This is a genomic window from Stenotrophomonas maltophilia (assembly GCF_001274595.1).
GTDB classification, from domain to species: domain Bacteria; phylum Pseudomonadota; class Gammaproteobacteria; order Xanthomonadales; family Xanthomonadaceae; genus Stenotrophomonas; species Stenotrophomonas forensis.
Genome location: NZ_CP011010.1, coordinates 1,223,918 through 1,248,094, shown reverse-complemented (window position 1 = coordinate 1,248,094; position 24,177 = coordinate 1,223,918). Strand labels below are relative to the sequence as shown.

The window sequence follows — 24,177 nt, the reverse complement described above, 5'->3', positions numbered from 1 at the left end:
GCTCCTCGTTTGCGGCAGGGCGACCGGTGTCGCCGTTGCAAGCACGATAGACCTGGGATTGGGAGCAGAAAAGACGCCAATCTCAACCACAGTAGTAAGCTGTGATTACCAGAATGCGACGGGCGTGGCGCCCGACCGAGCCCCCATGAGTGCCCCCACCGCGATCAACCCGGCCCTGCTGCCGCAGCTGGCCTGGTTTGCCCACATTGCCCACCATCGCAGCTTCACCAAGGCGGCCGAAGAGATGGGGGTCTCGCGCCCCGCGCTGTCGCAGAGCCTGAAGACGCTGGAGAAGCAACTGGGCGTGCGCCTTCTGCACCGGACCACCCGCGAGATGTCGCTGACCGAGGAAGGCCAGCGCCTGTTCGACGCAGTGCAGCCATCGCTGAGCATCATCGACAGCGCAGTACGCGACCTGCGCGCCAGCCATGACGCCCCCTCCGGCCTGCTGCGCATCAACACCGCACGCCTGACCGCCAAGACGCTGATCGAACCACACCTGCCTGAATTCTTCGCGCGCTACCCCGAGCTGCGCGTGGAGCTGGTGATGGACGATGGCCTGTCCAGCATCGTCGCCGAAGGCTGCGACGCCGGCATCCGGCTGGGGGAACGGCTGGCCGAAGGCATGATCGCCGTGCCGGTGACGCCGATGCTGGAAATGGTGGTGGTCGCCTCGCCGGCCTACCTGGCCCGGCATGGCACGCCCAGCACGCCCGCCGAACTGGCCGGGCATGAATGCCTGGGCTACCGCCAGACCGGCAGCGGCACGGTCTATGCCTGGGAGTTCAGCACGCCCGGCCAGCATGGACACGACTTTGAAGTGGAACCGCGCGGACGCTATGTCACCAATGATGACGAAGCCATGATCCGCGCCGCGCTGCAGGGACTGGGCGTGATGCAGCACATCGACCTGTCACTGCAGCCGATGCTGGCAGATGGGCGCCTGCTGCGGTTGATGCCGGAATGGTCCGCGCCGTTCCCCGGCTTCTACCTGTACGTGCCATCGCGTGAGCAGATGCCACCCCGCGTGCGCGCGCTGATGGAATTCCTGGTCGAGAAGCGCGAGGGCGTCGCCAAAGCGCTCGGCCGCCCCGTGCAGGCACCGGCCACCGGCGGCTAGGCGTCAGCGCAGGTAACGATAGACCAGGTCATCGGCATCACTGCGCACGGCCTGGGCGTCGAGCACGCCGCCCAGCCGCTGCGCAACGGCCTGCGATGCCAGGTTGTCGGGCGCCATGTAGCTGACCAGCGTCGGCAGCTGTGCCACCACGAAGGCCCAGTCGCGCAGTGCCTCGGCCGCTTCAGTGGCGAAGCCCTGCCCTTCGTGGCCGTCATACAGTAGCCAACCCAGTTCCTTCTCCGGAAACAGCGGGCCATGGTTGATACCCACCTGGCCGATGCAGGCACCGGTGTCGGCCCGTTCGATCATCAACGCACCATGGCCGAACAGATGCCAGCTCGCCAGGTCATGGCAGAACTGGCCCCACGCGGCAACCTCATCGAATGGACCGCCCATGCCGCGCGCGCGCGGCGACGCAAGGAACGCCGCATAGATGCCGAAGTCATCCAGCTGTTGCGGACGCAGCCGCAGCCGCGCGGTGTGCAGGGTGGGAATATCGAGCATGCTGCCGGTCGGCTCAGTACACCGCGAGGTGGCCGCAACCGCGTCGCTGCGGTTGCCCTTCCATCGTTACCTGCACGCTGGCCAGGGTGTCGACACCTTCGGCATTGCGGCACGACTCGCGCTTGATCTCGACAACGGCGGGCTGCCTGCCCAGCTCACCATTGAGCACGATCAGCGAACTGGGCGCATCGGCCGGCTGCCCGAGATAGCGCAACGTACCCTTTTGGGTACGGCCATCGGCGCTGAGGCTGGCATCGTGGTTGCCGTTGCCGGTGGACGCGATCTCGATGCTCCACCCTGCCCCGCCACCGGTGAACGCAGGCACCGGGCTCGTGCCGGCCGCGATCGAGGGAGGGCGCGGCTCATCGGCCGTGGTCTTCGATGCCGGGCTGGCGCAGCCGGCCAGCAGGCCCGCAAGCAGTGCGGCGAAGGCAAGGGGATGCACGGTCATGGTGGGCTCCTGCAGCGATCGGGCCGCCAGTGTAGGGCGCGCCACGTGCGCCGGCGATGAACGTGACCGGTCAACGTGAGGCGCGTCCCCCACCGGCAACCCGTACACGGTCACGGCCCTGCGCCTTGGCCTGGTACATCGCCGCATCGGCCGCGCGCAGCAGGGTGCGCCAGCCCAGTGCGTCGGTACCGCCCTCGGCCACGCCAAAGCTGGCGGTCACGCGCAGCGCTGTGCCGCCCCCCACTCTGATGTCCAGCTGCTGCAGCGCCAACCGCAGCGATTCGGCCAGCCGACGACCGGCATCCAGATCGCCATCGGCCAGCAGCACCAGGAACTCTTCGCCACCGTAGCGGGCGATGCTGTCGCTGCGGCGCAGGTGGCGCTGCAGGAGCTGCGCGACCTGCACCAGCACCTCGTCGCCGGCATCATGCCCATGGCCATCATTGATCGACTTGAAGCGGTCCACGTCCAGCAGGATCACCACCGCCGCCGCTGCGCCCTCGGCATGGCGCTGCTGCACCCGTTGGTCCAGCGCGCGGCGGTTCAACAGCCCGGTCAGTTCATCGGTGCCCGCCAGCTGCCGCAGCTCGCTGGTCAGCGCCGAGCGTTCGCGCGAGGTTTCGCGCAGGACCTCGATCGCATCGAACAGGCGCTGCATTTCCGCCAGCGGATGGGTGACGTGCTGCTCCGGCCCCGGCGCGTCGGAGGCGATCTGGATCACCTGCCGCTGCGCCTGCAGCAGGGGCCGCAGGATCTGCACATGGGCAATGCGCAGGGCCACGCCCAGCACCAGCAGCGTACCCACGACCGTCGCCACCAGTACCGCCAGGCGCATGGCGGCGCGGTTGCGGGTATGTTCGAAGCGGGCAATGGACACACTCAGGTAGCCATCGCGCAGCGCCTCCAGCGACTGCAGCGTCGGCACATAGCGCCGGGTGAACTCGGCAGCGGTCCACGGCGGAGGTACACCACGACGACCGCCTTCGATCAACTGCTCGACCATCGGCAGCGATTCACCGAAAAACTGCCGCCGCGCCATGTCCCAGTGCCAGGACAACGCCGGGTCACTGCGGAACACCGCCTCGTGGCTGCCGGCCAGCCGCCACAGCTCCAGCAGGCGGCCCTCGGTCTGCAGCGCCGCGCGCACCTGCTCGTTGCGCCACGCACCCGGCACCGCCACCGGCGCCATCACGTTGGACGCCAAACGCCCGCCGTGCTCGCGCAGGTCGATCAGCACCTGGCCCTGCATCGCCGGAATCGCAGCCTCGCGGTCGGCGCGGACCAGCACGTTGATCTGTGCGGACGTCAGCAGGTGCAGGCGGTCGACCACCGCGAACATGCTGCTGATCGCGCGCTCCACGTCTTCGCCCCGGCGTGCGTCCTGCGGCTGCGCCGCTACCCGGTCCACGCTGGCACGTGCCGACTTCAGGCGGCGTTGCGCATCGGCCAGCATCGCATGTGCATCCACCTCGCCCGGATGTGCCTTGAACGCGGTGTCCAGCTGCAGCATGGCGGCGTCGACCCGCCGCCGCACCACGGCCAGCTGCATGGCCAGCCGCGCCTGCTCGGTGCTGTCGTCCGCGCGCGCGCCCAGCAGGCTGTTGGCCGGGCCACGTTCGGAGGAGACCAGGTTGGCCAGATCAAACGTCTGCCGCAGCTGGCGCAGGCTGACCAGATTGTCCTCGGCGGCGGCATAGCGCATCGTGCCCTGGACCAGGGCGATGACCATCAGCGGCAGGGTGCAGACCACGAACAGTCCCGCCAGGATCCAGACCCAGGTCCGCAACCCGATGGGCGATACCTTGCCGGCCATTCAACTTTCCCCTGACGTGCGGATCACTGTACTGAGCGGCCCCGGCAGTGCCAAGCCAGCGCTATGCAGCCCCTGCCCCTGCGTATACCCCAGTCATCGCGAACGTGCCGCCAAGAGGCGGCACCCGGCTCGCCGAAACAAATCCGTCACGTCAGCGGGGTCAGATCCAGCGTTGATCCACCAGTTCCCGCTTCACATAGGCGTAGAACACCGGCGCGGCCACCAGCCCCGGCAGGCCGAACGCCGCCTCCATCACCAGCATGGCCAGCAGCAGTTCCCAGGCGCGCGCCTGGATCTCGCCGCCGACGATGCGCGCGTTGAGGAAATATTCCAGCTTGTGGATGACGATCAGGTACAGCAGCGCCGCCACCGCCACGTAGAACGACACCGACAACGCGACGATGGTGATGATGGTGTTGGAGATGATGTTGCCCACCACCGGCAGCAGGCCGGCGATGAAGGTGATCAGCACCAGCGTCTTCGACAACGGCAGGTGCACGCCGAACAAGGGCAGCACACCCAGCAGGAAAATCGCGGTGAACACGGTGTTGAGCAGCGAGATCTTCACCTGCGCGAACACCACCTGGCGGAACGCAGTAGCCAGGCGGCTGGTGCGGCCGATCAGTTCCTGCGCCAGCGGCCCCATCTTCGGTAGCGGCAGTTCGTCATACAGCGCGATCATCGCGCCCAGCACCATGCCGATCAGCACGCGCACGCCCACCTGTACCACCGAGGTACCGGCCACGCCCAGCTGGCGCTGGTGCTCGGCGGCCCAGTCGTTCAGCGCTGCGCGCAGCGCCGGCATGTCTTCGGGAATGTAGGGCTGCAACAGCGCCGGCACCTGGTGCCGCGACGAATTGAGGATCTCCATCAGCCGTGCCAGCAGCGCGTCCGGCCCGCCGGTCTCGTTGCGGAAGAACGAGGCCACGCCGATCCCGGCCAGTACCAGCGCGCTGATGATGACCGCCGACAGCACGATCACCGCGATCGCCCGTGCCCGCCCCGGTGGCAACCGGCCTTCCACGGTGGAGGCCAGCAGGTGGGTCAGCTGGAACACCAGCAGGCCCGACAGCAGCGTCACCACCAGCCCCAGCTTCAGCGCCAGCCACATGCCCAGCAGCATCATCAGCCAGGCCGCGATCCGCGGAACGGGGGGCTTGGGCTGCACAACAAGGGCGTCTTGCATGGGGGCACGTCCGGGCGGGGTGGCCCATGGTAGAGGATTGGCCGTGCGATTCCGTGTGCAGGATGAACGGCCGTTACGCCGTCATTGGGCGGCGCCGTGTTCGCCGTAGCTGGCGTTGTTCTTGCCCTGCCGCTTGGCGTGGTACAGCGCCCGGTCGGCCTGCGCCAGCCAGTCCTCCACGCTACCGCCGCGCGGCGTGGCGGCAATCCCGATGCTGACGCTGAACTCCACGCCCGGGGTGGCCTGGCGGGCGGCCTCGAGCAGGTGCAGGCGCACCCGCTCGGCCACATGCATCGCATCCACCGGCGCGCAGTCGTGCAGCAGCACGACGAACTCATCGCCACCGAGGCGGGCCGGGGTATCACCCGGCCGGGCAAACGCGCGCAGGGCCGAGGCGATGTGCCGCAGGACCTCATCACCGGCGCGGTGGCCATGCGAGTCATTGATGCGCTTGAAATCATCCACGTCCAGCATCAGCAGGCAGGCAAAGCCGCCCTGCCGCTGCGCCTTGTCCAGCGCCTGTTGCGCGCGCAGGATCAGGAAGCCGCGGTTGGCCAGCTCGACCAGCGGGTCCATCCGGCTCAAGCGCTGCAGCTGCCGGTTCTGCGATTTCACCCGACGCGCCAGCTGCCAGCTGAGGATGCTCAGACCGATGCCGTAGACGAACAGGAACGGCACGCTGAGCACGATCGTGCGCTGCGAGGTCACCGGCTGATAGGGAAACCCGAGGGCCCACCAGGTGATCGCAAAACCCAGCACCAGTGCCAGCGTGGCGCGCATCGCCAGGCGCACGCCGCCGGCAGCGATCTTGTCGGCGACCAGCAGCGCCGCGAACAGTGCACTGGGCACCGCGCTCAACCCCATGAAGGCGATCCAGCCACCGCCGAACAACGAATCGGCCACCATGCAGCGGAACTGGACTACGGCAGGCTGCCGGGAGCGGTGGGTCAGCAGCAGCGCGAGCGCGGGCCAGGCCAGTGCATTGAGCAGCAGCAGAACCCAGGCCAGCGCACCGTCATGGCGTTCCAGGATGATCGAGGCGATCGGGATCGCGCCCAGGCCATTGCCCACGAAGCGCATCCAGCCGATGCGCCGCGCCGCGCCGATGCCCTCGACCGCGACCTCGGTCGAGTCAGTCAAGAACGGCATTGCCGACCCCCTTGCGCGATCGCACGTTCCATCTCAGAACTCCACCTCAGCACTCCAGCCCGGCACTCCACCTCGACGCGTGCCGGGCTGCCTGGCGTGAGTCTGACAGCTTCGCGTCAATTCGGGATCAAGGGATCAAGATCGCGACCTGGCCTGGGCGCCGCCGTCGAGCCGCGCAGCATCAGGCTGAAATCCAGCGTCTGCTGGAGCGGCACATCGGCATGCTCGATGATCGCCAGCAGCAGCTTGACCGCGCGCTCGCCGATCTCGCGCATCGGCTGCCGGATGGTCGTCAACGGCGGCGTGAGGTAACGGGAGGACGCCAGGTCGTCGAACCCCACGATGGACAGGTCATCCGGCACGCGGATACCCCGCTCACGGCAGGCCGCCAGGGCGCCCAGCGCCATCTGGTCGCTGAAGCAGAAGATCGCGGTCGGTGCCGGTGCCACGTCCAGCAACGCCATTGCCGCCGCATGGCCGGATTCCACGGAAAAATCGCCTGGCACGATGCGCTGCTGGCGCAGCCTTCCGCGCGCCTTGCCCGCGGCCCGGACGCCCTGCAGCCGCTGCTGGTGCAGGGGGTTGTCGGGCGGCCCGCCGACCACGGCGATCTGCTCGTGACCCAATCCATAGAGGTGTTCCATCACCGCGCGTGCAGCCGCCGCGTTGTCGATATGGACGCTGGGAATGCCCAGCGCAGGATCGAACTCGCATCCATTGACCACCGGCGCGGCGGCGCCGCGCTGCTGCACGATCTCGCGCGCCGTCGGCGGCAATCGATGCCCCAGCACGATCATGCCGTCGGCCTCGTTGCGCCGGAGCATCTGCGCATAGCGCTCCTCGCGGTCGGGCTGGTGCTGGGTATCGCCCAGCAGCACCGCGTAGCCAACCGCCTGTGCCGCCTCTTCTGCGCCTTGCAGGATCTGGGCGAAAAATGGATTGGCGATATCCGGCACGGTGACCAGGATCTTGCCGCTGCGCTGGGTCTTGAGTGTCCTGGCCACCGTGTTGGGCACGTAGCCGAGCGCGGCAGCCGCCTGCTCGATGCGCGCGCGCGTGGCAGGCAGCACCTTGTCCGGCCGGGAGAGCGCCCGCGACACCGTGCCGGCAGAGACGCCCACGTGCTTGGCGATGTCGTAGATGGTTGCCATGGTTTCAGCTCTTGTTTCCGCTGTGCACTGCACAACGGGTCTGCGGGAGGCCCATGCTAGGGTAATGCAATCGATTGCATCGAGGGCGAATCATCTTGAAGACGCTCAAGGGTCCAGCGCTGTTCCTGGCGCAGTTCATCGGCGACAAAGCTCCTTTTGATCGGCTGGACACGTTGGCCGGATGGGCCGCGGGGCTGGGCTATTCTGGCGTACAAGTACCCACCACGGCGCCCCACCTGTTCGATCTGGCCCAAGCAGCACACAGCCAGGCCTACTGCGATGATGTTGCCGGCATGCTGGCCGAACACGGTGTGCAGATCACCGAACTGTCGACCCATCTGCAGGGACAGCTGGTCGCCGTCCACCCCGCCTATGACAGCCTCTTTGACGGCTTCGCACCGCCTGCGGTGCACGGCAACCCCGCCGCCCGCCAGGCCTGGGCGGTCGATCAGCTGATGCTGGCGGCCAAGGCCAGCCAGCATCTGGGACTGACCGCGCACGCCACCTTTTCCGGTGCGCTGGCCTGGCCGTACTTCTATCCCTGGCCGCAGCGCCCGCCCGGCCTGGTGGACGAAGCCTTCGCCGAACTCGGCCGCCGCTGGCGCCCGATCCTGGATGCGTTCGACGCCTGCGGCGTGGACCTGTGCTTCGAGATCCACCCCGGCGAAGACCTGCACGACGGCGCCACCTTCGAGCGCTTCCTCGACGTGGTGGATCATCACCCGCGGGCGAAGATCCTGTATGACCCCAGCCACCTGCTGCTGCAGCAGATGGACTACCTGGGCTTCATCGACCGCTATCACGACCGCATCGGCATCTTCCACGTCAAGGACGCCGAGTACCGTGCGAGCGCCCGCAGCGGCGTGTATGGCGGCTACCAGGACTGGATCGATCGTCCGGGCCGGTTCCGCTCGCTCGGCGACGGCCAGATCGACTTCAAGGCGATCTTTTCGAAGATGGCGCAGTACGACTTTCCGGGCTGGGCGGTGCTGGAGTGGGAGTGCTGCCTGAAACACCCGGAGGACGGCGCGCGCGAAGGCGCTGCCTTCATCCGCGACCACATCATCCGCGTGACCGAACGCGCCTTCGATGATTTCGCCGACAGCGGCACCGACGCCGCTTCACTGCACCGCATGCTGGGAATCTGAGTCATTACCGCCCCGGGAGGGCAAGCCATGACGCACGCCATGTCGCGCTTGAGCGCGATGATGTTTCTGCAGTTCTTCATCTGGGGAGCGTGGTTCGTCACCCTGGGCACGTACCTGGTGCAGGGCCCGTTGCAGGCCAGCGCGAGCCAGGTCGCGACCGCCTTCCTCAGCCAGTCGATCGGGGCCATCGTCGCGCCCTTCCTGGTCGGGCTGATCGCCGATCGCTACTTCGCGGCGCAGCGCATCCTCGCGGTCCTGCACCTGGCCGGTGCGGTGCTGCTGTGGCTGGCGTCCACCGCGACAGACTTCACCACATTCTCCGCCTGCGTCATGGGCTACATGCTGCTGTTCATGCCGACGCTGGCACTGGCCAACAGCGTGGCGATGCGGCACATGCAATCGCCTGAAAAGCAGTTCCCGCTGGTGCGCGTAGCCGGCAGTATCGGCTGGATCATCGCCGGCGTGCTGATCGGCTGGATGGGCTGGGAGCAGGCACACCGGCTCGAGCTGACCTTCCAGATGGCCGCGCTGGCATCGCTGCTGCTCGGCCTGTATGCCTTCACTCTGCCGCACACGCCGCCGCTGGCCCGGCAACGTGACGCCGGGCTGGGTCAGATCCTCGGGCTGGATTCACTGCGGTTGCTGAAGTCGCGGTCCTATCTGGTGTTCTTCCTGGCCTCCATCGCCATCTGCATCCCGCTGTCGTTCTACTACAACTTCACCAACCCCTATCTCAACGATCTGGGCGTGCGCGGCGCCGCGGGCCTGCAGTCGCTGGGCCAGGTTTCGGAAGTGCTGCTGATGCTGGCCATGCCGTTTCTGTTCGTGCGGCTGGGGGTCAAGACGATGCTGGCGGTGGGCATGGCAGCGTGGGTCGTGCGCTACGGCATGTTCGCCTTTGGCGATGCCGGCAGTGGCTTCTCGCTGCTGGTGATCGGCATCGTGCTGCATGGCATCTGCTACGACTTCTTCTTCGTCACCGGCCAGATCTACACCGATGCCCATGCCGGTCCCGACGCACGCAGCAGTGCGCAGGGCTTCATCACCCTGGCCACCTATGGCGTGGGCATGCTGATCGGCACCTTCCTGTCCGGCGCGGTGGTGGAGCACTACACCACCGCCGCAGGGCCCGACTGGCAGCAGATCTGGCTGTTCCCGGCCGGCGTCGCACTCATCGTGCTGATCGCCTTCCTGCTGCTGTTCCGCGACCGGCCGGTGGTTGCGGCCGCAGCGTCCACGCCCTGAGGACTGCAGCCGATGCCCAAGCCTGGAATCGCCATCATCGGTACCGGCATGATCGCGGCCGTGCATCGTCGCGCCGCCTTGCTGGCCGGTGCCGACATCCGTGGCGTGGCCGCCTCTTCCGCGCAGCGCGCCGCCGAGGTAGCGCAGGCGTGGGGTGTCCCGCGCGGCTATCGCGATATCGAGGAGGTGGTGGCCGACCCGCAGGTGCAGGTCGTGCACGTCTGCACGCCCAACCACCTGCACCGGCCCATGGCCGAAGCTGCACTGCGGGCCGGCAAGCACGTGGTCTGCGAGAAGCCACTGGCGACCACGCTGGAAGACGCGCAGGCGCTGGCCGCACTGGCCAGCTCGAGCGGCCTGGTCGCCACGGTTCCCTTCGTCTACCGCTACCACCCGGTGGTGCGGGAAGCACGCGCGCGCATCGCCGCAGGCGACATCGGCCCCCTGCACCTCATCCATGGCAGTTACCTGCAGGACTGGCTGCTGGACCCGGCCAGCAACAACTGGCGCGTCGATCCGGCGCTGGGCGGCGCTTCGCGTGTGTTCGCCGACATCGGTTCGCACTGGTGTGACCTGGTGGAATGGGTCAGCGGTGAACGCTTCGCCGAGGTCAGCGCGGCGTTCGACACGGTGATCGCCGAGCGCAGCGCCTCCGGCGCGCAGAGTTTCAGCACCCCGGCAGCCGGCGGTGCGATGCAGGCGGTCGCCAGCGAGGACGTGGCGGCGGCGATGTTCCGCACCGGCAACGGCACGCTGGCATCACTGACGGTCAGCCAGGTCTCTGCCGGACGCCGCAACCGTCTCTGGTTCGAGATCGATGGCGCCCGGGCCAGCGTGGCGTTCAACCAGGAAGATGCCGAGCGGCTGTGGATCGGGTGGCCCGACCAGCGCGAAGAAACCTTCGTGCGTGGGCCGGGAGCCGGCAGTGCCGAACAGCGCCGGTTGTCGGTGTTGCCGGCCGGGCACGCACAGGGTTACGCCCAGTGCTTCGAGGCCTTTGTCGCCGACACCTATCGCGCCATCGACGGCGAGCGGCCCGAGGGGCTGCCTACCTTCGACGATGGCCTGCGCTCGGCGCTGATCGTCGACCGTGTCATCACATCGGCCAGGACACGCGCCTGGACCACCATCGCTTGAAACCCGGGAGGATCTCTTGATGAAAGCCCCTGTCCGTAGAACCGCAGGCCTCGTCCTGCTGCTGCTCGCTGCCCTGCCCGCCTTCGCGGGCGAAGTGGCAGGCACGCAGAAGCCGATCGCGGTGCAGATGTACACCCTGCGCAACGCCGGCTCGCTCGAGCAGCAGTTGAAGATCGTCCACGACGCGGGCGTGCATGCGGTGGAAACGGTCGGCACGCAGAACACCAGCGCGGCGGACCTCAAGCAGCTGCTGGACCGCTATTCGATCAGGGCCATTTCGTCGCACGTGCCATTGGCCGAGCTGCGCAACAACCTGGACGGCGTAGTGACCTTCAACCGCGCGATCGGCAACAGCACGCTGGTGGTGCCCTACCTGGACCAGAAGGACCGGCCGGCCGATGCCGCAGGCTGGACCGCACTGGGCCAGGAACTGGGCCGCATCGCCAAACAGGTGCGGGCCAAGGGCATGTACCTGGCCTACCACAACCACGACTTCGAGCTGGTCGACTTCAACGGCAGGACGGGGCTGGAACTGCTGTTCGCCGCCGCCGGTCCCGACCTGCAGACCGAGCTGGACCTGGCCTGGGTCGCGCGTGCCGGCCTGGACCCTGCGGTGATGCTGGGCAGGTTCCGCGGGCATGTCTTCGCGGTTCACGCCAAGGACAATGCCCCCAAGGGCCGGGCCGAAGACGAGGGCGGATTCGCCGCGGTCGGCCAGGGCGTGCTGGACTGGAACGCGATCCTGCCGGCCGCAGCGGCCGCTGGCGTGCACTGGTACATCGTCGAACATGACCAGCCGCGCGATCCGGCCAAGGTCATCCAGACCGGCGCGGACTATCTGCGTGAACACCTGACCGTCAATGCGCCCGCCCCTGCGCAGCCCTGACGCATGAAGGAGCCCCACATGAAAATGATCCTGGCAATGGCCGTGGCCCTGGGCGGCCTGGGCTCCGCAACGGCCGCCTGGTGCAAGGACGACCCGGCTGCAGGTGCAAAGCTCTACACCGCGAACTGCGTGGCCTGCCACGGCGCCGATCGTGCGGGCATGCCGGGCGCTTTCCCGGCGCTCACCGACATCGGCAAGCGCATGGCACCGGCGCAGATCAAGGAAAAGATCAGCAAGGGCGGTGGGCTGATGCCGCCCTTCTCCCAGCTCTCGCAGCAGGAAATCAACGACATCGCCAGCTACCTGGCGAAGTAAGCGGCCGGCGACCACGCCGGCCGTATGCCACTACAGTTCGCGCACCCAGATGTTGCGGTAGCTGACCCTGGAATCATGTTCCTGCAGATAGAGCGGTGCGCACGCGTGTGGCGCATAGGAAGGTGCACCGATGTATTCGGTCCTGCCCGCCAGCACGGTGTCGTCCTGCACCAGCACGCCGTTGTGCAGCACCGTGATGCGCGCGGGCGACACCAGCCCTCCGCCCGCCGAGAAGCGCGGTGCCTTCCAGAGGATGTCGTAGGCCTGCCACTGGCCCGGCGCGCGCGAGGCATTCACCAGCGGCATGGCCTGCTTGTAGATCGAGCCCGCCTGGCCGTTGGCATAAGTCGGATTGTTGTAGCTGTCCAGCACCTGCAGCTCATACAGCTCCTGCAGGAAGATGCCGCTGTTGCCGCGGTTCTGTCCATCGAAGCCCTTCGTATCGGTGGGCGTGCGCCACTCGACATGCAGCTGCACGTCGCAGAAACGTTGCTTTGTGCGAATGCCCTTGCTGCCCGGCACGACAGTCATGGCGCCATCGGCAACTTTCCAGGGCACTTGCCCACCCTGCTCCGATTCCCAGGCCGAGACATCCTTGCCATCGAACAATACGATGGCGTCGGACGGCGCCTTGCCTGGCGGCGTGGCCACGGTTGCAGGCACCGGCGTCCACACCTCGGTCTTCTTCGGATCGCGCGCAGGGTCGGCGCCCTCCTGTGCGAACGCGGAACCGGCGGCCAGTACACCGGCCGCGATCAGCAGCGGCTTGATCATCATGCAGCGCTCCATCAGCTGGTCCCCCATGCAGGCGTGCCGGCAACATAGGCCAGGTCGCCATCGTAGCGACCCGGTACCGCAACGTAGTGCAGCACTTCAGTCGCGCCCACCTTCGAAGTGAAGAAGCCGAAGATGGCCAGCTGCTTGAGCATCGTGAAGTAATGCGGCATCGCCTCGCCCTCTTCCGGAGTGCCCGTCTCGGTCACCTCGGCCGTGCGTGCCTTTGCTTCTGCATCCAGCGTGCGCAGCAGCGTGTTACGGGCGTCTGGCGTGAGCGATGCGAAGCGGCCACCGGAGCGCGCGTCGATGTCGGAGAGGCCGGCGCGGAACGTCGCCTGCTGCCGGGCGGTGTAGCAGTCGGCAACGAAGGTCGCCATGAACGGACCCGCACCGGCATCCTTCGCTCCCGGTGTTTTCGTCCGTGGCAGGATGGTCTCGGCGATCTCGTCCAGCAAGGCGATATCGGCGTCGGAGAAGGCAGGCATCGCCCCGGCAGCCGGTGCCTTGCCCTGTACCAGCGCCGGCAGACCGACCATGGCCGCACCCGTGGCAGCAACGATCATCTTCAACAGTTCGCGACGATCCATCAGAGGTTCCCCGCTTTCAGTTCACGCACGGCATGGTCGGCGGCGCGGGCGGTCAGCGCCATGTAGGTCAGCGACGGATTCACGCACGCGCTGGAGGTCATGCAGGCACCGTCGGTGACATAGACGTTGGGTGCATCCCACACCTGATTGTGCTGGTTCAATACCGAGCTCTTCCGATCACGGCCCATGCGCGCGGTTCCCATTTCATGGATGCCCTTGCCCGGCGCGTAGTCGTTGTCGTGCATCTTCACGTCCTTGACCCCGGCCGCCTCCAGCATCTCGGCGGCATCGGCGGCCATGTCCTTGCGCATCGCCAGTTCATTGGCGCGCATGGCAACGTCCATCGCCAGCACCGGCAGTCCCCACTTGTCCTTGCGCTCGCGGTCCAGGCGGATCGTATTGTCGTGGTGCGGCAGCATTTCACCGAACCCGGTCATGCCGATGCGCCAGTCGCCGGGCACGGTCAGCGCATCCTTCAGGTCGGCACCAATGTTCAGCTCGGCGATCTCGCGCGACCAGCCTGTGCGGCTGGCACCGCCCTGGTAGCCGAACCCGCGCAGGTAACCGCGCTTGTCGGCGGCGACGTTACGGAACCGCGGAATATAGAAACCGCAGGGTCGACGGCCGAAGTAGTACTTGTCTTCGTAGCCCTCGACGCGGCCGGAAGCACCCGCTCCGAAATGATGGTCCATCACGTTATGCCCCAGCTCGCCGGACGAGGAACCCAGGCCGCCCTCCCAGACATCGGTGGCCGAGTTCATCAGCAGCCAGGTCGAGTTGAAGGAGGAGGCGTTGAGGAAGATCACCTTGGCGGTGTACTGGTAGGTCTGGCCGGTCTCGGCATCGATGACCTCCACGCCGCGCGCACGCTTGCGATCCTTGTCATAGAGCACTTCCTTGACGATCGAGAACGGCCGCAGCGTCAGGTTGCCGGTCTTCATCGCCGCCGGCAGCGTCGCCGCCTGGGTCGAGAAATAGGCACCGAAAGGACAACCCAGGATGCACTTGTTGCGGTACTGGCAGTTGACGCGACCCTGCTCGGGCATCGGCTGGGTGATGTTGGCGGTGCGCGAGTGGATCATGTGGCGGGTGCCGCCGAAGGCTTTCTTGATCCGTGCGGCCACGTCCTTCTCGACGATGTTCAACGGGATCGGCGGCAGGAATTCGCCGTCCGGCAACACGTCCAGGCCTTCGCGCGTGCCGGCGATGCCGGCGAACTTCTCCACATGGTCGTACCACGGCGCGATGTCGGCGTAGCGGATCGGCCAGTCGGTGGCGATGCCGTCCTTCAGGTTCGCCTCGAAATCCAGATCGGAGAAGCGATAGCTCTGCCGCCCCCACAGCAATGAGCGGCCACCGACGTGATAGCCACGAAACCAGTCGAAGCGCTGGGTCTCGATGTAGGGCGAGTCCTGTTCGTTGGCCCACATCCCTTCCAGGTTTTCGGCCAGGCCGTAGTCGCGCATCAGCACAGGAAAGTCGGCCTTCATCGCCTGGGTGGGCCGGTTGCGATGCGGGAAGTCCCACGCTTCCTTCATCGCGTTCACATAGTCCTTGACGTGCTCGATGTTGCGGCCACGTTCCAGCATCAGGACCTTCAGTCCCTTCTCGGTCAGCTCCTTCGCCGCCCAACCGCCACTGATTCCCGAGCCAACAACGATGGCGTCGTAGTGATTATCTGCCATGGGTTTCTCACCTGGGTGGATATCGTTTCAGACGTCGCAGAGGCGGATCGCCTCGCGCAGAGAGTTGATGGGGTCTGGCGCCGCAGGCATGAATTCCTGCGCCAGATAGCCCTCAAAACCGGTATCGCGGATCGCGCGACAGATGGCCGGATACTGGAGTTCCTGCTGGTCTCCGATCTCATTCCGGCCGGGCACGCCTGCGGTGTGGTAATGCTTGAACCAGGCGTGATGCCTGCCGATGGTGGCGATGATGTCGCCCTCCATGATCTGCATGTGGTAGATGTCGTACAGCAGGCCGAAGTTGTCCGAGCCCAGCCGCTGGCACAGCTCTACGCCCCAGGCGGAGTGGTCGCACAGGTAGTCGTGATGATCGACCCTGGAATTCAGCAGCTCCATCACCAGCACCACGCCGCGCTTCTCGGCATGGCCGAGGATGCGCTTGAGGCCGGCCTCGGCATTGGCCATGCCGTCCTGCGGGTCCATGCCGTTGCGATTTCCGGAGAAGCAGATGAGATTGCGATAGCCCGCATCGGCGACCAGATCGATGTGCCGCGTGTAGCGCTCCACCAGTTGATCGTGGAACTGGCGGCCGGCAAAGCCCTGGGTCAGGCCCAGCTCTGCGCCGTTGCACATCGAGCTGTACACGTCATGGGCCTTCAGCGTCGGCCAGTCCTCCGGGCCGACCAGGTCGATGGCGGCGAAGCCGATGTCCTTCACCGTGCTGCAGAGCTGGGCCACCGACAACTGCGGGAAGGTCCAGCGCGCGACGGAGTGCTTCAGCTGGCCCTTGAGCGGTGCATCGGCGGCGAACGCAGGGAGCACGCCTGCCGCTCCCAGGCCGATGCCGCCGGCAACCGCAAGGCGCAACGCATCGCGCCGCGTGAGCCCCGTCGCCGGGGCCGGTCTGATCGAATGGATGGACATCCACCTTCCGGCCTCCCAACCGGTATCAAACGCAACGATTCACAGCAATGCAATCGATTGCACCATAGGGGAGGGAATTGCCGGTTTGCAAGTTGCGCTGCAAGAAATTCAATGCTGCGGGAGCACGACCGCAAGTACAGGTGAAAAAAGAAAAGCCCCGCATGGCGGGGCTTTCTTTTCTGCAACAGGCGAGCGCCCGATCAGAACGGAATATCGTCGTCAGCGAAGTCGTCCATCGGCGGCGCCTGCTGCGGCTGCGGGCGCTGGTTGCCACCCTGGTTGCCGTAGCCGCCGCCCTGGTTGCCGCCCTGGTTGCCATAGCCACCGCCCTGGCCGCCACGCTGGCCACCGCCACCGCCGCCGCCGTACTCCTGGCGCGGCGCCTGCTGGCGCTGCGGGCGATCACCGCCGTAGTTGCCACCGCCACCGCCGCCACCGCCGCCTTCACTACGGCCGCCCAGCATCTGCATTTCATCGGCGATGATATCGGTGGAGTACTTCTCCACGCCGTCCTGGCCGGTGTACTTGTCGTAGCGCAGGCTGCCTTCGACGTAGACCGAGCTGCCCTTGCGCAGGTACTCGCCGGCGATCTCGCCGAGCTTGCCGAAGAACACCACGCGGTGCCATTCGGTGCGCTCCTGCTGGTTGCCATCCTTGTCCTTGCGGACGCTGGTGGTGGCCAGGCTGATGCGGGTGATCGCCATGCCGCCCTGGGTGTACTTCACGTCCGGGTCGTTGCCGAGATTGCCGACCAGGATGACTTTGTTGATGCCGCGCGCCATAGGTACCTTCGTCCGTTGTCCAGGGGCAGACCGCCAGTGATAGCACAGCCCCGGCCGGGGGTGCAGTACGCTGGGCCGCCCCTGTTGAAATTTGGGGGAATGCGAGAACGAGGCATCTTAGCATTGCCGCCGCCATCCGCCCGGCCGGAAGACCCCGGCGGCACCTGAGATTCGGGCTGATTTCCTTGTCCGGCAATGACTTACCGCCATCCCGTCGACCCACCGCAGGGGCATTCGCGTCTGCCCATGGCATCATGCCCAGGCACCTTCCACCTGGCCCCTTCCGCGCCCCATGATCATCAAAGGCAAAGCCACCTCCCTGGACATCGCCCACCTGGCCGGGGTCTCCCAGCCCACCGTGTCGCGGGCCCTGCGTGGCAGCCCGATGGTCAACGCCGAGACCCGCGAGCGCATCCTGCGCATCGCCCGCGAGCTGAACTACAAGGTCGACAAGAACGCCTCCAGCCTGCGCCTGCGCAATGCCGGCACCCTGGCCCTGCTGTTCTTCGAGGACCCGACCAACGACGATTCGCTGATCAACCCGTTCTTCCATTCGATGCTGGGCTCGATCACCCGCGCCTGCGCCCTGCACGGGCAGGACCTGCTGGTCTCGTTCCAGCAGCTCTCCACCGATTGGCAGGCCGATTACGAAGACAGCAACAAGGCCGACGGCATCATCCTGCTGGGCTACGGCGACTACCACGAATCGCGCGACCGCCTGCAGCGGCTGGTCGAACAGGGTACGCACTTCGTGCGCTGGGGCGCCGCCCTGCCCGGCCAGCCCGGCGTGTCGATCGGCAGCGACAACTTCCAGGGCGGGCACGACATCACCACCCACCTGCTGCAGCAGGGCTGCCGCCGGATCGCCTTCCTCGGCCATGCCTCCAGCCATTACCCCGAATTCCAGGAGCGCTACCGCGGCCATGTGGCGGCGCTGCAGGAGCGCGGCCTGAGCGCCGAGCCAGCGCTGCAGCACGATGCCATCACCACCGAGGCTTCCGGCCAGCAGGCCTGCCAGGCGCTGCTGGCGCGCGGCGAACCGATCGACGCGATCTGCGCGGCCAGCGACCTGATCGCCATCGGTGCGATGCGGGCCCTGCGCGAGGCCGGGCTGCGGGTGCCGCAGGACGTGGCGGTCACCGGCTTCGACGACATTCCGCTGGCAGCTTCGGTGTCGCCGGCGCTGACCACCGTGCAGCAGGACACCAAGCAGGCCGGCCAGCTGCTGGTGGAGCGCCTGCTGGCGCTGATCGGCCGGCAGCCGGTGGACAGCCAGAGCATCCCGGTGAAGCTGGTGGTGCGCGATTCGTCACAGCGCGGGTAGGCAGCGAAGGGCCACTGGCCCTGCCAACGCGCGACAGCCATATTCTCCCCCCATGACCAACGGCGGATGCGCATGGACGCGGATGCGCGGATAACGCGCAGACATCGCCCAGGGAAAGGTGTACGTCGCATGCTGAAGATCGATTCGCTGTCCAAGACGTACGCCAACGGCGTGCACGCACTCAACAACGTCAGCCTGGACATCCCGCGCGGCATGTTCGGCCTGCTCGGCCCGAACGGCGCGGGCAAGTCCTCGCTGATGCGCACACTGTCCACCCTGCAGGAGGCCGACAGTGGTACGGCCACGCTCAGCATCCCCGGCGAAGCGCCGATCGACGTGCTGCGCGACAAGGACGCCGTGCGCCGCCGGCTGGGCTACCTGCCGCAGGATTTTGGCGTGTATCCAAAGGTCAGCGCGCTGGACCTGCTGGAGCATTTCGCAGTACTCAAGGGGCTGACCCAGCGTGCGCAGCGCCGCGAAGTGGTCGATGGGCTGCTGCAGCAGGTGAACCTGTGGGATGCGCGCAAGCGCAAGCTCGGCACGTTCTCCGGCGGCATGCGCCAGCGCTTCGGCATTGCCCAGGCGCTGCTGGGCGACCCGCGGCTGGTGATCGTCGATGAACCCACCGCCGGCCTCGACCCGGAGGAGCGCAACCGATTCCTCAACCTGCTGGCGGCGATCGGCGAGAACGTGGCGGTGATCCTGTCCACCCACATCGTCGAGGACGTGACTGACCTGTGCCCGACGATGGCGATCATGAACAAGGGCCAGGTGCTGTTGACCGGGCGCCCGGCCGAAGCGATCGACGCGCTGCAGCACCAGGTCTGGCGCAAGCAGGTCGATCCTTCGGAACTGGCCGACCATGAGGCGCGCTACGTGGTGCTGTCCACGCGACTGGTGGGTGGCCGCCCGGTGATCCACGTGCACAGCGCCAACGACCCCGGCGACGGCTTCGCGGCGGTGGCGCCCGACCTCGAGGACGTGTACTTCCAGCGCCTGCGCCTGCAGGCCCGTGCCCGCGCGGCGGCCTGAGCGGAGCGCGCCATGATCCTCAACTTCTTCCGGTTCGAGCTGCGCGAGCAGCTGCGTTCTCCGCTGCTGTGGCTGCTGGCCGGGCTGTTCGCCCTGCTCGCCTTCGCCGCCGCCTCCAGCGATGCCGTACAGATAGGGGGTGGCACCGGCAACGTGCACAGCAATGCGCCGACGGTGATCGCGCAGATGCTGGGCATCTTCACCCTGCTCGGCATGCTGGTCACCGCCCTGTTCGTCAGCAACGCGCTGCTGCGTGACTTCGAACTCGGCACCGCCGAACTGATCTTCGCCAGCCCGGTGAAGCGTCGCGACTACCTAGCCGGCCGCATCGCGGCAGCCCTGGCTGCGGGGTTGCTGGTCTACGTCGTGATCGCGTTCGGCCTGTGGCTGGCACCGTTCATGCCCTGGGTCGACCCCGAGCGCATGGGGCCGATCAGCTGGCGGGGCTATGCCTGGACCTTCGCGGTCATCGTCATTCCCAACCTGCTGTTCACCACCGCACTGCTGTCACTGCTGGCGGCGCTGACCCGCTCGATCCTGTGGGTGTACATCGGCCTGGTCGCCTACCTGGTGCTGTACGGCGCCAGCGCGGCCCTGCTGCGAGACATCGACAATACGTGGATCGCGGTGCTGAGCGAGCCGTTGGGCATGCGCGCGCTGGGCCGCACCATCCGCTACTGGTCCACCGCTGAACGCAACAGCGGCATTCCGGAACTGGCTGGCTACCTGCTGGCCAACCGCGCGCTGTGGCTGGGCGTGGCCGCGCTGCTGTTTGCCGCCACGTTTGCCCTGTTCCGCACCGAGCGTAGCGGCAGCGGCCGCCGTCGATGGGGCCGCAAGCCCATCCTGCCCGCTGCGGATGCCGTTGCGGTCCGTCCCGCCCGCGCGGACCTGCCACGCGTGGTTCCGGCGTTCACCGCAACCACGGCCTGGCAGCAGTTCCTGCGCCAGGTGCGTTTCGACACGGGCGGCGTGCTGCGCAGCGTGCCGTTCATCGTGCTGCTGGTGCTGGGCCTGGCCAACTTCCTGCCCAGCGCGCTGTTCCGGCAGACCCTGTACGGCACCTCGATCTGGCCGGTCACCTCGCAGATGATCATGGGCCTGCAGGGTGCCTTCAGCTGGCTGCTGGTGATCATCGTGCTGTTCTTCGCCGGCGAACTTGTCTGGAAGGAACGCAGTACGCGCATCAACGAAGTGACCGATGCCATGCCGGTGCCGAACTGGGTACCGCTGCTGGCCAAGTTCACTGCGCTGCTGGCGGTGATCATCTGCTTCCAGGCAGCCGGCGCACTGGCCGCGATGGGCGTGCAGCTGGCCAAGGGCTACACCCATCTGGAGCCACTGCTGTACCTGCGCAGCCTGGCGCTGGATTCGGTGGTCTACATCCTGATGGGAGGCCTGGCGCTGGTGCTCCAGGTACTGACCAACAACAAGTTCGTCGGCTACGCGCTGCTGATCGTGGTGATGATCGGCCAGGGCGTGCTGGGCATGCTCGACTACACGCAGAACATCTACAACTTCGGCAGCTGGCCGATCGCCCCCTATTCGGACATGAATGGCTACGGCCACTTCCTGACCGGCCAGCTGGCGTTCCAGGGCTACTGGGCACTGTTCCTGCTGACCCTGATGTGCCTGGCCTCTGCGTTCTGGGTGCGCGGCGTCAGCCAGGGCCTGCGCCAGCGCCTGGCCCTGGCTGGTCGTCGCCTGCGCGGGCCCACCGGCGCCCTTGCCGGGCTGGCGGCGCTGGCCTTCATCGGCGTGGGCGGCTGGCTGTACTGGAGCACCAACATCCGCAACGAATTCATATCGCCCGACCAGCAGCTGGATCTGCAGGCGCGCTATGAGCGTGAACTGTCGAAGTACCGGAACCTGCCGCAGCCGCGCATCGTGGCGGTGGATAACCGCGTGGACCTGTTCCCGGAATCGCAGTCGATGGTGATCGATGCGAACTGGACGGTGCGCAACACGCATGCCGTGCCGATCCAGGACGTGCATGTCTCGATGGGTGACGACAAGCAGCTGGTCGCGGTTGACCTGGGTGGGCAGACCTTGTCGATGCACGACGCCGATCTTGGCTACCGCATCTACCGTCTGGCCACGCCACTGCAACCGGGTGAAAGCCGCAACGTCCACTTCCGGGTGGTGCAGAAACCCAACGGCATCACTGCCGGCCAGGCGCCGAGCAACATCGTCGACAACGGAACTTTCTTCAACAGCCGCGTACTGCCCTCGTTCGGTTACAACGAAGGGGCCGAGATCAGCGATCGCAACGAGCGCCGCAAGCGCGACCTCGGCGAACCGCGGCGCATGCCCAGGCTGGAAGACCAAGCCGCACGTGCCAATACCTATATCTCCAATGATGCCGACTGGCTCGACTTCCGCACCACGGTCTGCACCGCGCCGGACCAGATCGCGCTGGCGCCGGGCTACCTGAAGCATGAGACCACGGTGAACGGCCGGCGCTGCTTCAGCTATGCCATGGACCGGCCGATGCTGAACTTCTACGCCTACCTGTCGGCACGCTGGGAGGTGCGCAAGGCGAAGTACAAGGACATCCCGGTGGAGGTCTACTTCGACCCGGCGCACGGCTACAACGTGGACCGGATGATCGAAGCGGTGCAGAAATCGCTGGCCTACTACGAGGCCAACTTCACGCCCTACCAGCACCGCCAGGTGCGCATCATCGAGTTCCCGGGCTATGCCCGCTTCGCGCAGTCGTTCGCCAACACCATTCCCTACTCCGAGGCCATCGGCTTCATCGCCGACCTGCGTGATCCGGACAAGGTGGACTACGTGTTCTACGTCACCGCGCACGAGATCGCCCACCAGTGGTGGGCGCACCAGGTGATCGGTGCCAACGTGCAGGGCGCAACGGTCCTTTCCGAATCGCTGTCGCAGTACTCGGCGCTGATGGTGATGGAGCAGGAGTACGGCCGCCAGCACATGCGCCAGTTCCTCAAGCGCGAACTGGATGGCTACCTGTCCGGGCGCGGTGGCGAAGCCATCGAAGAGCAGCCGCTGGAGCGCGTGGAGAACCAGCAGTACATCCACTACCAGAAGGGTTCGCTGGTGTTCTACCGGCTGCGCGAGGAAATCGGCGAGCAGGCCCTGAACCGCGCGTTGAAGCGTTTCCTGCAGGACAAGGGGTTCCAGCAGCCGCCCTACACCACCTCGCGCGAACTGCTGGGCTACATCCGTGCCGAGACCCCGGCCGACCGCCAGCAGCTGGTCACCGACCTGTTCGAGAAAATCAGTTTCTACGACAACCGGGTGATGGCCGCCAGTGCGCGCAAGCGCGATGACGGTCGCTACGACGTGACCCTGGACCTGCACGCGGCCAAGCAGTACGCCGACGGCAGGGGCAAGGAAAGCGACGGCACGATGGATGACTGGGTCGAGATCGGCGTGTTCGCCAACGGGCCTTCGGGCAAGGAACGCGACCAGAAAGTGCTGTACCTGCAGCGCCACCACATCACCGGCGCCGCGCCGAAAATCACCGTGACCGTGGACGGGAAGCCGGATGAGGCGGGCTTCGACCCGTACAACAAGCTGATCGACCGGGTGAGCAGTGACAACCGGCGCAAGGTGACGATGTGAGGTGATCGAGCGCCGGCCCCCGTGCCGGCGCTCCGCGTGGAACCTTTAGTGCCGAGGCATGCTGTCGACGAGAGCCGCGAAGGTTCAGCGCACCGGGGGCTTCGGCCCCAACACCGCCAGCAGCACGAAGACCACGATCGAGGCAACGGTGCCGAGCGCCGCCGGCAAGCCGAACGCCCAGGCCGAGCGCCCCTGCTGGCGCGCCCATTGCGCCAGATGCCAGGCCGCGCCCAGGTTGATCAGCCAGGCAATGACGAACACCGGCCATAGCACCATGCCCACCGCGCGCAGCACGGGCATGGACACCAGCGCAGCGACGATGGCCGTGACCAGGAAGATCAGCGCAGAGCGGGAATGGCCCGGTGCGAGCGTGTTCATGCGGAAATCCTGCGCACCATCACCAGTACGCGATGGCTGCGGTTGTCGGCTTCCTGCAGCGGCTTCCAGCCCAGCCGGGCGTAAAGGCCGCCATCCAGCGCTTCGGTCTGCAGGTACAGGTCGGTAACCCCCATCCGCGCCGCCCGCGCCGCCGCCTGTTCCACCAGCGCGCCAGCCAGCCCACGCCCGCGATGACTATCGGCCACGAACACGCTGCCCAGCCAGTGCTCGTACTGCGGGAAGGCCTGCATCTCGCGGCGTTTGAGCTGCACTGCGCCGACCAACTGGCCGCCATCGAAGGCGGCTATCAGATGCGGGAAGCCGTCGGCATCCTGCACTGGGTTGAGCCGTTGCAGTTCCTGTTCCAGAGACAGGCCGGCGTCGCGGCCCCATTGCGCGTGATACCACTGCGCCAACTGCTGCCGTTCCGGTGCCCCGGCGGGTAATACCCTGAATTCCATGGCCATGCCTTGATGGGGAAGCGTTCTGTAGTGTCGAGCCATGCTCGACTCATCCGGCATTTTGCGAAAGGCAGTCAAGCATGGCTCGACTCTACAGAATGCGCGGCGGCGGTTCAGCCCTGCGCGAAATCCTTCAGGATCTCGCCGACGCCGCTGGGCGAAATTTCGAAGCCCAGCGGGGTGCCCGGGTTGATCACCACGCCGTAGCCACCCGGCACGCGGCGCAGCACGTCCAGCATGAGCCAGCGGATCTGGTGCGGGGCCTGTTGGCTGTAGATGCCGACCCGCGACGGATCGGTGAACACGGCGACGTGCAGGGTGCCCTGCTTGTCGAACAGCAGCGGGTCGAAGCCGCTGCCGTCGGGGGTGACCAGGCTGCCGGTCAACAGCACCACCTCGGAGGCGACGAAGGCCTCCATGAAAGCGCGGATCGGCACCGCCCCGTCCATCGCCGCCTTCAGCAGGGTTTCGATCGGGGTCTGCGGGGCGAGGTCGGTCATGGCGGTACGGCAGGCTGCGGGAGGG

The 24,177-nt window shown here is 66.8% G+C and carries 23 protein-coding genes; 9 read left to right on the top strand and 14 right to left on the bottom strand.

The genetic code is table 11. The features are described 5' to 3' along the window. Positions 1-145: 145 nt before the first annotated feature. Positions 146-1,120, top strand: coding sequence for a LysR family transcriptional regulator (locus VN11_RS05775; protein ID WP_053449074.1), 975 nt, complete (start codon positions 146-148; stop codon positions 1,118-1,120). A gap of 3 nt (positions 1,121-1,123) precedes the next feature. Here VN11_RS05775 and VN11_RS05770 read toward each other — a convergent pair whose 3' ends face one another. From VN11_RS05770 to VN11_RS05745, 6 genes are all read right to left on the bottom strand, one after another. Then, positions 1,124-1,624: a GNAT family N-acetyltransferase gene (locus VN11_RS05770; RefSeq protein WP_049458896.1), complete on the bottom strand. Its 501-nt coding sequence runs from the start codon at positions 1,622-1,624 to the stop codon at positions 1,124-1,126. Positions 1,625-1,637: 13 nt separating this feature from the next. After that, positions 1,638-2,075 carry a hypothetical protein gene (locus VN11_RS05765; protein WP_053449073.1) on the bottom strand — a complete coding sequence of 146 codons (438 nt, stop codon included), beginning with the start codon at positions 2,073-2,075 and terminating at the stop codon, positions 1,638-1,640. A 70-nt stretch (positions 2,076-2,145) separates the two neighbouring features. Next, complete coding sequence (locus VN11_RS05760) at positions 2,146-3,888, bottom strand: GGDEF domain-containing protein (protein WP_053449072.1); 1,743 nt, start codon at positions 3,886-3,888, stop codon at positions 2,146-2,148. A gap of 160 nt (positions 3,889-4,048) precedes the next feature. Then, on the bottom strand, positions 4,049-5,074 hold the full coding sequence (locus tag VN11_RS05755; RefSeq protein WP_053449071.1) for an AI-2E family transporter: 1,026 nt from the start codon (positions 5,072-5,074) through the stop codon (positions 4,049-4,051). Between the two features lie 81 nt (positions 5,075-5,155). Beyond that, positions 5,156-6,223, bottom strand: a complete 1,068-nt coding sequence (locus VN11_RS05750) for a sensor domain-containing diguanylate cyclase (protein ID WP_053449070.1) — start codon at positions 6,221-6,223, stop codon at positions 5,156-5,158. Between the two features lie 116 nt (positions 6,224-6,339). Then, positions 6,340-7,374 carry a LacI family DNA-binding transcriptional regulator gene (locus tag VN11_RS05745; RefSeq protein ID WP_053449069.1) on the bottom strand — a complete coding sequence of 345 codons (1,035 nt, stop codon included), beginning with the start codon at positions 7,372-7,374 and terminating at the stop codon, positions 6,340-6,342. Between the two features lie 95 nt (positions 7,375-7,469). On the opposite strand from VN11_RS05745, the gene VN11_RS05740 reads away from it, so the two are divergent. The 5 genes from VN11_RS05740 to VN11_RS05720 are packed head-to-tail and all read left to right on the top strand — an operon-like array spanning position 7,470 to position 12,105. Further along, positions 7,470-8,522 (top strand): sugar phosphate isomerase/epimerase family protein, encoded by a 1,053-nt coding sequence (locus VN11_RS05740; RefSeq protein ID WP_053449068.1) that lies wholly within the window; start codon positions 7,470-7,472, stop codon positions 8,520-8,522. Between the two features lie 27 nt (positions 8,523-8,549). Continuing rightward, entirely contained in the window at positions 8,550-9,767 is a 1,218-nt protein-coding gene (locus tag VN11_RS05735; protein ID WP_053449067.1) for a nucleoside permease, read from the top strand. 12 nt (positions 9,768-9,779) lie between these two features. Further along, the gene (locus tag VN11_RS05730; protein WP_053449066.1) at positions 9,780-10,904 is read left to right on the top strand and encodes a Gfo/Idh/MocA family protein; all 1,125 of its coding nucleotides are present in this window, start codon (positions 9,780-9,782) and stop codon (positions 10,902-10,904) included. A 19-nt stretch (positions 10,905-10,923) separates the two neighbouring features. Then, positions 10,924-11,790 carry a sugar phosphate isomerase/epimerase family protein gene (locus VN11_RS05725; protein ID WP_053449065.1) on the top strand — a complete coding sequence of 289 codons (867 nt, stop codon included), beginning with the start codon at positions 10,924-10,926 and terminating at the stop codon, positions 11,788-11,790. Between the two features lie 18 nt (positions 11,791-11,808). Beyond that, the gene (locus VN11_RS05720; RefSeq protein ID WP_040008546.1) at positions 11,809-12,105 is read left to right on the top strand and encodes a c-type cytochrome; all 297 of its coding nucleotides are present in this window, start codon (positions 11,809-11,811) and stop codon (positions 12,103-12,105) included. 30 nt (positions 12,106-12,135) lie between these two features. On the opposite strand, the gene VN11_RS05715 is transcribed toward VN11_RS05720, so the two are convergent. The 5 genes from VN11_RS05715 to VN11_RS05695 form a co-directional block, all read right to left on the bottom strand. Further along, positions 12,136-12,879 carry a 3-keto-disaccharide hydrolase gene (locus VN11_RS05715; RefSeq protein ID WP_404830600.1) on the bottom strand — a complete coding sequence of 248 codons (744 nt, stop codon included), beginning with the start codon at positions 12,877-12,879 and terminating at the stop codon, positions 12,136-12,138. Positions 12,880-12,893: 14 nt separating this feature from the next. After that, the gene (locus tag VN11_RS05710; protein WP_053449063.1) at positions 12,894-13,469 is read right to left on the bottom strand and encodes a gluconate 2-dehydrogenase subunit 3 family protein; all 576 of its coding nucleotides are present in this window, start codon (positions 13,467-13,469) and stop codon (positions 12,894-12,896) included. After that, positions 13,469-15,154 carry a GMC oxidoreductase gene (locus VN11_RS05705; protein ID WP_053449062.1) on the bottom strand — a complete coding sequence of 562 codons (1,686 nt, stop codon included), beginning with the start codon at positions 15,152-15,154 and terminating at the stop codon, positions 13,469-13,471. The genes VN11_RS05710 and VN11_RS05705 overlap by 1 nt, the downstream gene beginning before the upstream one ends. Before the next feature lie 27 nt (positions 15,155-15,181). Then, positions 15,182-16,078 carry a hydroxypyruvate isomerase family protein gene (locus VN11_RS05700; protein WP_180880546.1) on the bottom strand — a complete coding sequence of 299 codons (897 nt, stop codon included), beginning with the start codon at positions 16,076-16,078 and terminating at the stop codon, positions 15,182-15,184. Between the two features lie 200 nt (positions 16,079-16,278). Continuing rightward, the gene (locus VN11_RS05695; RefSeq protein WP_053449061.1) at positions 16,279-16,860 is read right to left on the bottom strand and encodes a single-stranded DNA-binding protein; all 582 of its coding nucleotides are present in this window, start codon (positions 16,858-16,860) and stop codon (positions 16,279-16,281) included. A 292-nt stretch (positions 16,861-17,152) separates the two neighbouring features. On the opposite strand from VN11_RS05695, the gene VN11_RS05690 reads away from it, so the two are divergent. From VN11_RS05690 to VN11_RS05680, 3 genes are all read left to right on the top strand, one after another. Beyond that, the gene (locus VN11_RS05690; protein WP_053449060.1) at positions 17,153-18,184 is read left to right on the top strand and encodes a LacI family DNA-binding transcriptional regulator; all 1,032 of its coding nucleotides are present in this window, start codon (positions 17,153-17,155) and stop codon (positions 18,182-18,184) included. Between the two features lie 129 nt (positions 18,185-18,313). Next, complete coding sequence (locus VN11_RS05685; RefSeq protein ID WP_049458910.1) at positions 18,314-19,216, top strand: ABC transporter ATP-binding protein; 903 nt, start codon at positions 18,314-18,316, stop codon at positions 19,214-19,216. A 12-nt stretch (positions 19,217-19,228) separates the two neighbouring features. After that, positions 19,229-22,813, top strand: coding sequence for an ABC transporter permease/M1 family aminopeptidase (locus VN11_RS05680; protein ID WP_053449059.1), 3,585 nt, complete (start codon positions 19,229-19,231; stop codon positions 22,811-22,813). A gap of 84 nt (positions 22,814-22,897) precedes the next feature. Here VN11_RS05680 and VN11_RS05675 read toward each other — a convergent pair whose 3' ends face one another. The 3 genes from VN11_RS05675 to VN11_RS05665 form a co-directional block, all read right to left on the bottom strand. Beyond that, entirely contained in the window at positions 22,898-23,191 is a 294-nt protein-coding gene (locus VN11_RS05675) for a hypothetical protein (protein WP_053449058.1), read from the bottom strand. Continuing rightward, positions 23,188-23,652, bottom strand: a complete 465-nt coding sequence (locus VN11_RS05670) for a GNAT family N-acetyltransferase (protein ID WP_053449057.1) — start codon at positions 23,650-23,652, stop codon at positions 23,188-23,190. The genes VN11_RS05675 and VN11_RS05670 overlap by 4 nt, the downstream gene beginning before the upstream one ends. A 113-nt stretch (positions 23,653-23,765) precedes the next feature. Further along, complete coding sequence (locus VN11_RS05665; RefSeq protein ID WP_049458914.1) at positions 23,766-24,152, bottom strand: SseB family protein; 387 nt, start codon at positions 24,150-24,152, stop codon at positions 23,766-23,768. Between the last annotated feature and the right edge of the window lie 25 nt (positions 24,153-24,177).